This is a genomic window from Ensifer sp. ENS07 (genome assembly GCF_014852185.1).
GTDB classification, from domain to species: Bacteria; Pseudomonadota; Alphaproteobacteria; order Rhizobiales; family Rhizobiaceae; genus Ensifer; species Ensifer adhaerens.
In genome coordinates, this window is record NZ_JACVBE010000013.1 from 1 (window position 1) to 13,754 (window position 13,754).

Sequence of the window (13,754 nt, forward strand, 5' to 3'; positions counted from 1 at the left end):
TCATGGTCTCGACCAGGCTGAAGGTCGTCATCCTTGCTCCCAACGTTGGCTTTGACCAGTGCGTCGAGAGGCGAGACTGTCGCATCTCTAACTGGCCCAACTGTCGCATTACTAAATAGCCACTACAGATTTAAGTCGCATAACATACATTATGGAACTCATTCGTGAACACCCATTAGGGCCGCTTTAGCGGTTCCGTGCCTTGTCATCGAGGTCGATCCCGGCAAGACGCTGGTCTACACGGTTGCTGATTTCGAGCTGCACTGGACAATCCAGCCGGACGGTGACTGCTGCATTCTTCGGCTGGAGCGGCGGGGCTTCGGCCTTGAAAACCCGCAACACCGCTTCGCCGACGAAAACATGCCGACTGTTGGCGCACACTCGTCTTGCCGCGCTTGGCAACTCGAGGCCGCTCACATGACACCTTCGGCTTCTTGATCCGAGGCGCGGCAAACTAAACCTGCTGCGATCAAACTCCGAAGGCCCGGCGCCGATCACGTTGATCGTATTCTGGAAGACTGGCTATCGACCAGGCGGGCGCAAATCGGGCTCCCGCTACTCAGCGCCGGATAGCTCTCGCCGATCTTTAAGGGTGGACAGGAAGTTCTGCCGGAACATCTTCCCCTGACCTTCCGGCCATCATCCATGCCGGTTCCCACTGCCATCAAACATGTGGAGCGCTTCGGTGCTCGCCCCGACCTTCACCTCGTCACCGATCTCGTTGCGCGCGCGCCCGGAAACGCGAAAAACCAACTCGTCGCCGTTTTGGAGGCGACCGTGTATGAGGCTTTCGGCTCCGACCAACTCGATGCCGTCGATGCGCACCGTCGCTTCGAAGGCTCGCGCTGGAGCATCGGCTGACATCGGCGAAATATCTTCCGGACGGACGCCTAGCGTGTAATCGCCAGTCGGCCTGGTCACATCTGCGGCAAGCGACCAGCCCGCCGACATGTCCTTGCCGTGCAGCAGGTTCATCGAGGGCGAGCCGATAAAGGTGGCGACGAAGGTGGTCGCGGGCTTCTCGTAAAGCTCCAGTGGCGTGCCGACCTGCTCTATGCGGCCGGCGCTGACGACGACAAGCCGGTCGGCAAGCGTCATCGCTTCCATCTGATCATGCGTGACATAGACGCTCGTCGTTGCGAGCGAGCGCTGCAACCGCTTGATTTCGATGCGCATCTGCCCGCGCAGCTTGGCATCGAGGTTCGAGAGCGGTTCGTCAAACAGAAACGCGGCGGGTTGGCGAACGATTGCCCGCCCCATGGCAACGCGCTGGCGCTGGCCGCCCGAAAGCTGCCGTGGTTTGCGGTCGAGATAGGGCTCGATCTCAAGCGTCCTTGCGGCCGTGGCAATGCGCTGGTCGATCTCGGCCGGCGGTGTCTTTCGGTTCTTGAGCCCATAGGCAAGATTCTGGCGCACCGTCATGTGCGGATAAAGCGCGTAGTTCTGGAAGACCATCGCAATGTCGCGCTCCGCCGGCTCGACGTCATTGACCCGACGCCCGCCAATCAGGATATCTCCGCCGCTGATGTTCTCGAGCCCGGCGATCATGCGCAACAGCGTGGACTTGCCGCAGCCGGACGGCCCGACAAGAACGACAAACTCTCCGTCCTTGATCTCGAGCGAAACGCCCTTGATCGCTTCCACCGTGCCATAGGTCTTGCGGACGTCATTCAGGGTAATTTCAGCCATTACTTTTCTGTCTCCACAAGACCTTTGACAAACCAGCGCTGCATCAGCACGACCACGAGGATCGGCGGGATGATCGCAAGGATCGCCGTCACCATCACATAGTTCCAAGGCGTCGAGGCGTCGGTAAAATCGATCATCCGCCGGAGCCCGATGATGATCGTGTTCATCTTCGCGTCATTGGTGACGAGCAGCGGCCAGAGATACTGGGTCCAGCCATAGATGAAGAGGATAACGAAGAGCGCCGCGATGTTCGTTGCCGAGAGCGGCAGCAGGATATCCTTCATGAAGCGAAACGGACCGGCATTGTCGATGCGCGCGGCCTCCACCAGCTCCCCTGGTATCGTCAGGAAGAACTGGCGAAAGAGGAACGTCGCCGTTGCCGACGCCATCAGCGGCAGCGTCAGCCCCGCATAGGTGTCGATCAAGCCGAGATCGACGATCACCTTGTAGGTCGGCAGGATGCGCACCTCGACCGGCAGCATCAGGGTGATGAAGATCATCCAGAAGAACAGCATCTTCAGCGGAAAGCGGAAGAACACGATCGCAAAGGCCGACAGGAAGGAGATAACGATCTTGCCGACAGCGATCGCGATCGCCACGACCGTCGAATTGAACAACAGCCGCTCGAGGCTGACGCCGACGACACGCTCGACGCCGCCGCCGATCGCCTCCCGATAGTTCTCGACGAGGTGGTCTCCGACCACCAGCGACATGGGCGGCCGCACGATTTCGATCGAACTATGGCTCGAGGCGACGAAGGTATAGTAGATCGGCAGCGCGACGATGATGATCCCGATGACGAGTATCAGGTGGCTGATCGCAGTTGATATGGGACGGTTCTCGATCATCTGCGCCTCACGAATAGTGGACCCGCTTCTCGACGAAGCGGAACTGGAACGCCGTCAGCGCAATGACGATGATCATCAGGATCACCGACTGGGCTGCCGAACTGCCGAGGTCGAGATTGACGAAGCCGTCGTTATAGACCTTGTAAACGAGCGTCTCAGTGGCCTTGGCGGGGCCTCCGCCTGTGACCGCGTGAATGATGCCGAAGGTGTCGAAGAAGGCGTAGACGGTGTTGACGACGAGCAGGAAGAACGTCGTCGGCGCAAGTAACGGGAAGACGATGGTCCAGAACCGTTTGGTGCCACGGGCACCATCGATGGCTGCCGCTTCGATCAGCGACTTCGGGATCGCCTGCAGGCCGGCGACGAAGAAGAGGAAGTTGTAGCTGATCTGCTTCCAGGCTGCCGCCACGATCACCAGAAACATCGCCTGGTTGCCGTTGAGCAGCGGATCCCAAGCGAAGCCATTGCGGCGCAGAATGTAAGAGAAGGTGCCCATTGCAGGGTTGAACATGAACAGCCACAGCATGCCGGCAACAGCCGGGGCAACCGCATAGGGCCAGATTAGCAGCGTGCGATAGACGTTGCGCCCGCGCACCACCCGGTCGGCCGCCGTGGCGAGCAGCAGCGCGAGCGCCATCGACAGCAGCGCGGTCGCAAGGCTGAAGGCCACGGTGACCTTTAGCGAATGCAGATAGTCCGGGTTGGCAAGGATTGCCCGGAAGTTGGCGAGACCGACGAAGCCGGATTTAAGGCCGAACGGATCCTCGCGCAGCACCGACTGGTAGAGCGCCTGGCTGGCGGGCCAAAAAAAGAAGATGACCGTCAAGACGATCTGAGGTGCCAGCAGAAGATACGGCAGCACCTTGTTTGGAAACACGACGGACTGCATGGACTCCCCTCCCCATCAAAAACCGGTCCGCACCGCCTTTCGGCGATGCGGACATTTCGTTTTGGAGGTCAGTTTCCGACAGCAGTCTTGATCGCTGCGTTTGCTTTCACGACACCTTCGCTGAGCGCGGTCTTGGCATCCTTCTGGCCGGCAAGCATCGCTTCGAACTCTTCGTTGAGGATGTCGCGAACCTGCGGAAGGTTGACGAGGCGAACGCCCTTGGAGTTTTCGGTCGGCGCCTTGCCCATCATCTGCTTGATCGGCGTCTCGCGGCCCGGGTTCTTTTCATAGAAGCCGGACTTCTTGGTTTCCTCATAGGCTGCAAGCGTGACCGGCAGGTAGCCCGAAACCTGGTGAAGCTGGGCCTGGGTTTCCGTTTTCGAGAGGAAATGGAAGAACTCGGCCACGCCCTTGTATTCGCCATCGCTCTTGCCGGCGAAGACCCAGAGGCTTGCGCCACCCGGGATGGTGTTCTGCGGGCCATGGCCCTCATAGTAGGGAAGCTCGCCGACACCGTAGTTGATGCCCGACTTGACGATGTCGCCGAGGCCACCGGAGGATTCCGTCAGGATAGCGCACTCGCCCGACATGAACAGCTGCTTGGCTTCCGAGGTGCGACCGCCGTAACGGAAGGTGCCGTCCTTGGCGAGGTCGGCGATCGACTGGAAGTGGTCGACGAAGAGCGGCGCGTCGATCTTCAGTTCCACTTCGAGCCCGGCAAGCCCGTTTTCGTTCGTGCCGTAGGGCACATTGTTCCAGGCCGAGAAGTTTTCGGTCTGGATCCAGGTCAGCCAGGTCGAGGTGAAGCCGCAATTTGCCGCGCCGCTCGCCTTGATCTTCTTTGCCGCTTCGAAGACCTCGGGCCAGGTGGCCGGCGGCTTGGCCGTATCGATACCAGCCTTCGTAAAGGCGTCCTTGTTGAAATAGAGAATCGGGGACGACGAGTTGAAGGGGAAGGACAACATGGTCCCGTCAGCCTTGGAATAGTAGGCGACGATGCCCGGCAGATACTGGTCCTTATTAAACTCGTAGCCGCCCTTCTTAAGCACCTCCGCCACGGGGACCACGGCACCTTCCGCGCCCAGCATCACGCCACTGCCGGCGTCGAACACCTGCAGGATGGCGGGAGCCTGCTTGGAGCGGAACGCGGCGATACCCGCGTTCAGGGTCTCGCCATAGGTGCCCTTGAACACGGGGACAATCTTGTACTCCGACTGGCTTTCATTGAATTCCTTGGCAAGCCTTTCAACGGTTTCGTTGTTGGCGCCCGTCATCGCGTGCCACCAGGCAAGCTCCGTTGCCGCGAAGGCGTTCGAGGCGGCGAAGATCGAGATTGCAGATGTGGCCGCAAGCGTCCATTTCAAAACTCTCATGGCGGTTCCTCCCAATATTGAGACGACAAGTCTCGGTGCTCAGTCGCGTTGATCCTCCTCAATCAGTCGCGCCTGACTTTCGCAGCGAAAGTGCGCTGATTAAAAACGAACGATAACGAACCTGCAAGAGAAAATAGAATGCAGAATTCGCAAATTTCCGCCTTCGGAATATTCGTTCTGTTTCATATATGAACGCTGGATGTACAATTGTCCCGGGCGAGATACAAATCGCCAACCACCCACAGCCTGCGCGACCGACTTGCGGCCGATGGACTTGTCCGCCTCCTCGCCTTGATGCCTGTCGTCCTCCTGCTCTGCTAGAGGCGGCCGGGGTTCTGACACTGCAGCCTATCGGCGCGCCTTGGGACGTGTCGCGAGCACGTTGCGGATCGCAAAGCTCGAATGGATCCGGGAGACCCCCGGTAAAGCCGAGAGAATCTCCTTGTGGATGCGTTCGAACTCGCCGGCATTGGCGACTTCGACGCGCAGGAGATAGTCCGATCCACCGGTCATCAAAAAACACTCCCGCAACTCGGGATGTCTTCGTACAGCCGCCTCGAACCGGTCGAGATAGTCCTCCGTCTGGCGGTCCAGCGTGATGTTGATGATAACGGCAATGCTGGCCTCGACGTTCGAGGTGTCCACCAGGGCGGTATAGCCGCGGATGACGCCGGACTGTTCCATCAATTTTATCCGCCTTAGACAAGCGGATGGCGAGAGCCCGACCTCGGTCGCGAGGCTGGCATTGCTCCGGCGCGCGTCCAGGCGCAGCAGCCGAAGGATATTGCGGTCTATGGTGTCGAGCGCGGGCATTGCAGATTATTCCAATTCTTCGCTGTTTCATTCAAAGATCACGAATTCGCGCAACGATCAATCGACAATTCGTCGACAATTCTGCGATCGTTTCACTACCCTCCGGACAAGTTGGGAGGCTCGGCCATGGACGGCGCAGTCAGGGAAAATACGCAGCAAAAAGCGATCAAGGGCGGCGCCTCAGGCTACCTCACGATCGATCTTGCGGCGCTGGTTCGCAATTACGACCGGCTTGTGTCTGAAATTGCGCCAGCGCGGGCCGCAGCAGTCGTCAAGGCGGATGCCTATGGGCTTGGCGCGGACCGGGTCGCGGCGCGCCTCTATGACCACGGATGCCGGCACTTCTTCGTGGCCCAGTTCGTGGAAGCTCGGCGCCTGCGACCTCAGCTTGCCCGCGATGCGATGATCTTCGTTCTGAATGGCCTGCAGCCGGGCAATGAGCTCGCCTGCGCCGACGATGGCATCGTTCCAGTCATCAATTCCCTCGAACAATTGCGGCAATGGGCCGGTGCGGCTGTAAACCTCAACCGTCGCCTTCCCGCGGCGCTGCAGTTCGACACAGGCATGTCGCGGCTCGGTGTCCCGCCGCAGGAACGACCGGCGATCGCATCGATGCTGCGGACCTGCGGCATGATCGACATCCAGTTTGTCATGAGCCACCTGGCCTCTGCCGACGATGTCTTGAGCGAGCAGAACGGCAACCAGCTTGCCGAACTCCGACGCATCGCCACGGAGTTTCCGGAATACGAACTGTGCTTCGCCAACTCGGGCGGCATTTTCCTCGGCGAAGCCTATCACGGCGTGCTCGTTCGGCCAGGGATTGCACTCTATGGCGGTGCTCCGACGGATGGTCATCCAAACCCGATGGAGCCGGTCATCAAGCTCGATGTTGCGGTGGTACAGACGCGTGAAGTGCCGACCGGAGCGCGCGTCGGTTATGGCGGCAGCCATGTCGCCGCAAGCCCGACCCGGCTTGCCACCATTGCTGCCGGCTATGCCGACGGCCTGCCGCGCAGCCTGAGCGATCGGGGTGCGGTCTATTGCGACGGTGTTCGCTTGCCGATCGTCGGCCGGGTGTCGATGGACAGCATCACCATCGACATCTCTGCCTTGCCGGAGGGGCGCCTGCAACTCGGCAGCCTGGTGGAGGTCCTCGGGCCCAACCAGACACTCGAAGACATCGCACACGATGCCGGCACCATCTCCTACGAAATCCTGACCGGTCTCGGGCATCGCTACGAACGGCAGTATCGCTGAGCTTCCTTTCCTTTTGAGGACATCATGAAAGTTATCGTTCTCGGCGCCGGCATCGTCGGCGTCACCTCGGCCTACCAGCTTGCCAAGAGCGGACATGAGGTCACCGTCATCGATCGCCAGCCCGGACCGGCGCTGGAGACGAGCTTTGCCAATGCCGGCGAGGTTTCCTTCGGCTACTGCTCGCCCTGGGCAGCACCCGGGATTCCGATGAAGGCGATGAAATGGCTGTTCATGGAGCACGCGCCGCTCATCCTTCGACCGAAGGTCGATGCCGCCATGATCTCCTGGATGATCAAGATGCTCTCGAACTGCACGTCCGGGCGCTACGCGATCAACAAGAGCCGCATGCTCAGGCTTGCCGACTACAGCCGCATCTCGCTCGCTGCGCTGCGCGCCGAAACCGGCATCGCCTATGACGAGCGCATGCAGGGAACGCTGCAGCTCTTCCGCACCCAAGCCCAGCTCGACGCCTCCGGCAAAGACGTCAAGGCGCTCGCCGCCGACGGTATTCCCTACGAAGTTCTGGACCGCGACGGCTGCATTCGCGTCGAGCCGGCGCTAAAACATGTGCGCGAGAAGATCGTCGGCGGCCTGCTGACGCCGAAGGACGAGACCGGCGACTGCTTCAAGTTCAGCAACGAACTTGCGAAAAAGGCGGAAGCGCTCGGCGTGCGCTTCAACTACGGCAGCATCATCCGCAGCCTCGACGTGGAAGGCGGCCGGATCAAGGGCGTCGTCACGGCGCATGGCACGCTCAAGGCCGACGCCGTCGTCGTGGCGCTCGGCAGCTTCTCCCCTCTCCTCGTCAGGCCGCATGACATCCGTCTGCCGGTCTATCCGGTCAAGGGCTACTCATTGACGATCCCGATCACCGACGCTTCGCGCGCGCCGGAATCGACCGTTATGGACGAAACCTTCAAGATCGCCATAACCAGGCTCGGCGATCGCATCCGCGTCGGCGGCATGGCGGAAATCTCGGGTTATACCAACGATCTCGGCGAGCCTCGCCGCCTGACGCTCCAGCACTCCGTCACCGATCTCTTCCCGGGTGGCGACGTGTCGAATGCAAGCTTCTGGTCGGGGCTTCGCCCAATGACGCCGGATGGCACGCCTGTGATCGGCCCGACGAAGGTCGCCGGCCTTTATCTCAACACCGGTCACGGTACGCTCGGCTGGACCATGAGTTCCGGTTCGGCCCGCGTCATCGCTGATCTCGTCAGCGGACGCCAGCCGGAAATCGACGCCACCGATCTCGCGATCGCCCGCTACGCATAAGCGTGTTGCAATCAACCACCAATCTCGGAGACGATCATGATCCAGGAAATCCACACCACCGACGCGCCGGGTGCCGTCGGTCCCTTCTCACAGGCAATCAAGGTCGGCAACCTCCTGTTCGTCTCCGGTCAGCTTCCGATCGATCCGGCCACCGGAGAGTTCAACTCGGACGACGCGATCGCGCAGGCCGAGCAGTGCCTCAAGAACCTTGGGGCTATTGCGACCGCAGCGGGCACGACCCTTTCCAACACCGTCAAGACCACGGTTCTGCTCACCGACCTCGGACAGTTCGCGGAGATCAACAAGGTTTATGCGGGCTTCTTCGCCAAGCCGTTCCCGGCACGCGCCTGCTACGAGGTCAGCGCTCTGCCGAAGGGCGCGAAGGTGGAGATCGAGGCGGTCATCGCTATCCCGTAAAGTTTGCTGGCGCCGAAGCTCTTTCGGGAAAGGCGGGCGAAGCCGGCCGGCGGTCGACAGCCTCGCCGGCCAGGTTTCCGCGTCCGACAAAGTTCTGTTTCGTCATTTGGAAGACGAGGAAGACCTGATCATCCCGCTCATCTATCACCCAGCCCGGTTCCGCGCTTGCCTAGGGCTGTCGCTTGGCCTTGCCTCCTCCCCTCGCCTACGCAAACAATGAGTTGACCGTTTTAAGCGCCGAGGCGAAACTTGTGATGTGCATCAAGGCAGGAGGGTAATGATGGCTGAGGCGGACCACTGGCGTCATATGGCAAGCGCACCGAAAAACGGGAGCCGGATCCTCGTTACGATCCGCCCGTCCGAACAGGGCGCCGCGGAAGTCGATCTCGCCTATTGGTCGAAGGGTGATCAGTTTGGGTCCGAAGGCTGGCGCGCCTCCGATTCCTCGCCCGGTCGCATCATCGAGTATGCCGAGCCTGAGCTGAAGTGTTGGATGCCGATGCCCATGGCAAATCTCGATCGCGCCGCGATGCCCCTGCCCTGGGAAGGCGAGGACGAACAGGAACTGGACGGCTCCGGGATCTAGGAGCCCAGGCGCCAGCTCGTCAGGTAGACCTTCGCTGTCCGTTGGCTTAGGCCGTCGCGTTGTCGAACTTTCTTCGCCACGGCGACACAATCGGCAGGTCGAGCCGATGCTCTTCATATCGCAGGGCACGGCCGCGGTGGTGCTCACCGCGGCCGCACAATCTGGCTATCGCATCATCGCCGCGACATTGCCGCCGTCGACGGTGATGACCGCGCCTGTGCTCGTGCGTGCCTTGGCAAGATGCACGAAGGCTTCGGCCACATCCTTGGCTGCGACTTCGCGATGAACGAGATTGCCGCGCATGTAGGCTTCCGGTGTGATGCCGCGGGCGCGGCTGCGCTCCTCGACCATCTGGTCGGTCATGAGACCGGTGCGGATGCGATCGGCGTTGACGGCGTTCGAAGTGATGCCGTCCGCGCCATGCTCGACGGCGTATTGCCGCATCAGCGCCATCAGCGCCGCCTTCGAGGTGCCATAGGGACCGAAGTTGGGGCCGGGATTGACCGCCTGCTTGGAGACGTTGAACACCAGCGCGCCGCCGGTGCGTTGCGCCTTCATGATCCTGGTCGCAGTCCGGGCAATGTAGTGATGCCCCCAGAAATTGAGCGCGAAGGCTTTCTCGAAGAGTTCGTCGGAGACCTCGATCATGGCGCCCTGGAAGGCAGCGCCGGCGTTCGAAATGACGATGTCGACACCGCCGAAATGTTCGGTAACGCCGGCGAGAGCGGCTTCAACGGCCTTGGGGTTGGTCACGTCGCAGGCGACGCCAAGGCCGCCAAGCCGGGCGGCCTCCTTCGTGACCGCCGCTTCGGCAAGATCGACGAGGGCGATTTCGGCGCCTTCCGCACGCAGCGCCTCGGCAATCGCAAGGCCAAGGCCGCCGGCGCCACCGGTCACCACCGCGACCTGTCGGCTGAGCGGCTTTTCCACCTGCTTCGCCAGTTTCACCTGCTCAAGCGACCAGTATTCGATGTCGAAGAGATCCTGTTCCGACAGCGCCTCGAAGCTCTCGATGCCCTCGGCGTTGCGGATGACGTTGATCGTGGCTTCCGCGACATCGGCGCCGACGCGTGCCGCCTTCTTGCTGGGACCTGCTGCGAAGAGGCCGACGCCGGCGACGTAGAAGACGCGGGGCATCGGGTCGAGCATCTTCTTGTTGCCGCCAACACGCGCGTTGTTGCGCTCGAAGTAGGCGCGGTATTCGGCGATGTAATCCGCCACCGCCGTGCGCACCGTCTCTGCCCAGGTGGCCATTTCTCCGGTAACCGGCGCCGGCAGGGCCAGTCCGAAGCGCTTGATGTGGATGACATGTTCCGGCGTCGCATTGCCGCGGCGCGCGAGATCGGCAGCGTTTTCTGCGTTGCAGAACTCGAGCACGGTCTCGCTCGCGCGGTGTTCGAGCACGAAGCGCTTCGGAGAGCCTTCGACACCGGTGTCGATGGCGACGGCGCCCCGCAGGATCGGGGCGATTTCGGCGGCCGACGCAATCGCTGCCGGTTGCTTTGCCTGAACGAACGGGCGCGGATTGCCTTTGGCGATGCGGCGCTCGGCCATGTCGATCGCCACGATCATCTTTTCATAGGCTTCGCGCGGATCCTCCGACCAGGTGAAGATGCCGTGCTTCAAGAGAATCATGCCGTCGGCGGTCGGATCGGCGCGGAAGGCCTCGTCGCAGGCTTTTGCGAGATCGAAGCCGGGCATGACATAGGGAACGATGATCGCCTTGGGGAAGAGTTCGCGAACGATATCTTCCCCGTGCGGCTGGTTGGTCAGCGATACGATCGCGTTGGCATGGGTGTGGTCGATGTGCTTGAACGGCAGGTTGGCGTGCAGGATCGCTTCGACAGAAGGATTGGGCGCCGCTGGATCGAGCAGCAACCGGCGCTGCAGCATGACCATGTCGTCGTCGCTAAGCGTCTGGAAACCGACCATCGCCTGCAGGGGCTGCAGGCGGACGGCCGGCAGTCCTGCCGGTTCGATCGTGCCCATGTCCCAGCCGCTTCCCTTGACGCAAAGAACCGGAATTTCCGAACCGTCGAGATCGGTAAAGGTGGTCTTCACCGACGTGTTTCCGCCGCCGTGCAGCACCAGTTCCGGATCCGATCCGAGCAGGCGCGTGGTGTAGGTGCGGATCGCCAGGTCGCGGTTGACGCCGTTGCGGACGTAGGCGTCGACGACACTGGCATATTCGGTTTCAGACCATCTCGATTTCATGCAAAGGCTCCTCAGCTTCCGGCAGACATCACCTGCGACGGCTCCGGACAAAAATGACATGGCGGGACCATGCCCACCGAGCCACGGGAGGCTGACGGGAAAGGCCGCTTGGGAAATTTGGGATCGGCGTCTGGCGCGGGCCGCGTCGAAGAGGCGCGGGTCCGATCCTGTCTGCCGCGGTCTCGCCTGCCCATGCGGCCACATTCGAGGCCGCGTGCTCAAGCGCGATTCCGTTCTCGATCGTCCGTCACAACGGAACATAAACAAATGACAACATAGTGTGTCAAATGTCAATTGAGCGTTCGAATTTGTTTGACGGCAGCCGCTTTTCCGGTTTGAGGTGGCGCAAACGGTATCAAGCGGAGTGACGGATGACGGAGAGCGCGCGGGCAAGTTGGATGATCGGCGAAGGCAAGTCGTTGCCGCCCGAGTTCGATGACGGGGTCGTTTGGGCCGCCTGGCTCTACTACGTCGATCAACTGACCCAGAGCGACATCGCCAAGATCCTCGGCATGTCGCGCGCGACCATCGTCAACTACCTTCAGGAGGCCCGCGAGCGCGGCCTCGTCACCATCCGCGTCAACACCGATGTCGGCGGACGCGTCGCCGTGGCTCGCAAGCTCAAGGAGAAGTTCGGGCTCGAAGGAGCGCTGGTCATTCCCGCGGGAGAGCCTGCGTCGCTGGTGACGCGGCTCGGTGAGGCGGGCGCCCGCCTGCTTGCCGACATGATCAAGCAAGGCGACACGATCGGTGTGGCCTGGGGACGGACCGTACTTGCAGTCGCCGACCAGATCTCGCTGGCCGAAGCACTCGATGGGCTGACTGTCGTCCAGGTCTCGGGTAGTTCCATCGCCAATCCCGAATTCTCGCCGGAGTTCTGTACCTCGCTGATGTCCCAGCGCATTCACGCGCGCTGCGTCAACCTTTTGGCGCCGGCGCTGCTGTCGACGCCGGAACTGAAACGCTGGCTTCTCTCCGAACCGGTGCTCGTCAAGCAGTTCGAGCTTATCCATTCGACCAACATCCTGGTTTTCGGCGTCGGCGATATCGGTCCTGACACGCTGATCCGGTCGGCCAATGTCGCAAGCCAGGAGGACTTCGACTCCTACCAGGCGCACGGCGCAGTCGCGGTGCTGATCTGCCGGTTCATCGACGAGGCGGGCCGACAGGTGAGCGGCGAACTCGACGATCGCATGGTGGGCATCGAGCTCGACGAACTCGTGCGCATCCCGAGCCGCGTCTGTGTCGCCGGCGGCGCGAACAAGGTAACGGCAATCCGCGCGACGATGAATGGCGGCTACGCCACTCACCTTGTCACCGACATCGAAACCGCCGAGATGCTGCTGGCCGAAGGGGTCTGAGGCGCTCCGTCAGGAGCGCCCTGCCAGCCCGTCAGTTTGCCTTGACGCGCGCGGTGCGCATGAATGCCTGCGTCCCCTCGAAGGAGGTGATGCCGGCATCAGAACCGAGACCGGTCGCCACCAGCGCGGCCGAGGCCTGCGCGAACTTCAGTGATGTCTCCGTGTCCATTTTGTGGTGCAGGCCGGTGATGAAACCGGCATTGAAGGCGTCGCCGCAGCCGGTCGTATCGACGACGTCGATCTCGAAGGCCGGCAGTTTCACGGTCTTTCGGTCCGGATCCATGAAATAGACGCCGTCGCCGCCGAGTGTGAAAACGCAATGCTTCACACCGAGATCGCAGAAGAAGAGCGCCGCATCCTCGGCGGTTTTCCGCCCGGAAATCAGCATGGCCTCCTCCACCGACGGCATGAAGTAGTCGATATAGGGGAAGAGCGGGCGGATGAGGGAAAGCGTCTTCTCACTGGCGCCGAGCAGATCGAAGGTGACGATCCGGTCCTTGGCCTTGGCCGCTTCGAGAAGCACGCGGCTCGGCTCACCGTCGAGGCGGTCGAGCAGGCCCGTGCCGCCAAGGTGGACAATCGGCGCCGCCGTCACGCGATCGAGCGCTTCGGCTGCGATCTCGAAATGACCGGACGCGCCGCGGACGTGAAGAGCAGGCCTTTCGCCGTTGCGGCGGATGTTGAGGATCGTGGCAGACGTCGGAACGCCGGGGATCCGCTGCATCTCGGCCGTATCGACGCCGAAGCGCTGCAAGGTCGAAAGCACGAAATCGGCCTTCTCGTCGTCACCGACGGCGCCAACCGCGAGGCAGTTGAGACCGAGCTTTGCAAGGTCGACGACGGTGCCCCCGGCGGTACCGGCAACCGTCAAGCGGATCTCGTCGATAAACTCGACATTGCCGCCCTCGGGAATGCGATCGACCGGGCGACCGAGGATGTCGAGAATGTAAAGTCCGATGACCGAAACATCGTGCGCCATGCACTCAAACCTTTCTCAAGGAAACAGGGTTGTCGAATGACGCCGGCCCTGAC

Annotated in this window: 13 protein-coding genes; 5 read left to right on the plus strand and 8 right to left on the minus strand. The window is 61.6% G+C overall.

Going from position 1 to position 13,754, the window contains the following annotated elements; all coding sequences use genetic code 11:
* Nucleotides 1-186 precede the first annotated feature (186 nt).
* From IB277_RS28845 to IB277_RS28870, 6 genes are all read right to left on the minus strand, one after another.
* Entirely contained in the window at nucleotides 187-417 is a 231-nt protein-coding gene (locus tag IB277_RS28845; RefSeq protein ID WP_192372224.1) for a hypothetical protein, read from the minus strand.
* Between the two features lie 222 nt (nucleotides 418-639).
* On the minus strand, nucleotides 640-1,689 hold the full coding sequence (locus IB277_RS28850) for a sn-glycerol-3-phosphate import ATP-binding protein UgpC (RefSeq protein WP_034790367.1): 1,050 nt from the start codon (nucleotides 1,687-1,689) through the stop codon (nucleotides 640-642).
* Complete coding sequence (gene ugpE, locus IB277_RS28855) at nucleotides 1,689-2,537, minus strand: sn-glycerol-3-phosphate ABC transporter permease UgpE (protein WP_060521181.1); 849 nt, start codon at nucleotides 2,535-2,537, stop codon at nucleotides 1,689-1,691. The genes IB277_RS28850 and ugpE overlap by 1 nt, the downstream gene beginning before the upstream one ends.
* Nucleotides 2,538-2,544: 7 nt before the next feature.
* Entirely contained in the window at nucleotides 2,545-3,426 is an 882-nt protein-coding gene (gene ugpA / locus IB277_RS28860) for a sn-glycerol-3-phosphate ABC transporter permease UgpA (RefSeq protein WP_034790369.1), read from the minus strand.
* 68 nt (nucleotides 3,427-3,494) lie between these two features.
* Nucleotides 3,495-4,799: a sn-glycerol-3-phosphate ABC transporter substrate-binding protein UgpB gene (gene ugpB / locus IB277_RS28865; protein WP_060521180.1), complete on the minus strand. Its 1,305-nt coding sequence runs from the start codon at nucleotides 4,797-4,799 to the stop codon at nucleotides 3,495-3,497.
* A gap of 348 nt (nucleotides 4,800-5,147) precedes the next feature.
* Nucleotides 5,148-5,612 carry an Lrp/AsnC family transcriptional regulator gene (locus IB277_RS28870; protein WP_034790372.1) on the minus strand — a complete coding sequence of 155 codons (465 nt, stop codon included), beginning with the start codon at nucleotides 5,610-5,612 and terminating at the stop codon, nucleotides 5,148-5,150.
* A 126-nt stretch (nucleotides 5,613-5,738) separates the two neighbouring features.
* Here IB277_RS28870 and alr point away from each other — a divergent pair, with 126 nt between their 5' ends.
* The 4 genes from alr (at nucleotide 5,739) to IB277_RS28890 (ending at nucleotide 9,147) form a co-directional block, all read left to right on the plus strand.
* Nucleotides 5,739-6,869 (plus strand): alanine racemase, encoded by a 1,131-nt coding sequence (alr, locus tag IB277_RS28875; RefSeq protein WP_192372226.1) that lies wholly within the window; start codon nucleotides 5,739-5,741, stop codon nucleotides 6,867-6,869.
* 24 nt (nucleotides 6,870-6,893) lie between these two features.
* Nucleotides 6,894-8,144 carry a D-amino acid dehydrogenase gene (locus tag IB277_RS28880; RefSeq protein WP_192372228.1) on the plus strand — a complete coding sequence of 417 codons (1,251 nt, stop codon included), beginning with the start codon at nucleotides 6,894-6,896 and terminating at the stop codon, nucleotides 8,142-8,144.
* Nucleotides 8,145-8,180: 36 nt separating this feature from the next.
* On the plus strand, nucleotides 8,181-8,561 hold the full coding sequence (locus tag IB277_RS28885; RefSeq protein ID WP_060610740.1) for a RidA family protein: 381 nt from the start codon (nucleotides 8,181-8,183) through the stop codon (nucleotides 8,559-8,561).
* Between the two features lie 280 nt (nucleotides 8,562-8,841).
* The gene (locus IB277_RS28890; protein ID WP_034790383.1) at nucleotides 8,842-9,147 is read left to right on the plus strand and encodes a hypothetical protein; all 306 of its coding nucleotides are present in this window, start codon (nucleotides 8,842-8,844) and stop codon (nucleotides 9,145-9,147) included.
* 165 nt (nucleotides 9,148-9,312) lie between these two features.
* Here the strand turns inward: IB277_RS28890 and IB277_RS28895 are convergent, their stop codons facing one another.
* Nucleotides 9,313-11,361, minus strand: a complete 2,049-nt coding sequence (locus IB277_RS28895) for a bifunctional aldolase/short-chain dehydrogenase (protein ID WP_034790384.1) — start codon at nucleotides 11,359-11,361, stop codon at nucleotides 9,313-9,315.
* A 371-nt stretch (nucleotides 11,362-11,732) separates the two neighbouring features.
* Between IB277_RS28895 and IB277_RS28900 the strand changes: the two genes are divergently transcribed.
* A complete protein-coding gene (locus IB277_RS28900) occupies nucleotides 11,733-12,722 on the plus strand; it encodes a sugar-binding transcriptional regulator (protein WP_226020752.1) in 990 nt (329 codons plus the stop codon).
* Nucleotides 12,723-12,753: 31 nt separating this feature from the next.
* On the opposite strand, the gene IB277_RS28905 is transcribed toward IB277_RS28900, so the two are convergent.
* Complete coding sequence (locus tag IB277_RS28905; protein WP_034790386.1) at nucleotides 12,754-13,701, minus strand: carbohydrate kinase family protein; 948 nt, start codon at nucleotides 13,699-13,701, stop codon at nucleotides 12,754-12,756.
* Nucleotides 13,702-13,754: the final 53 nt, after the last annotated feature.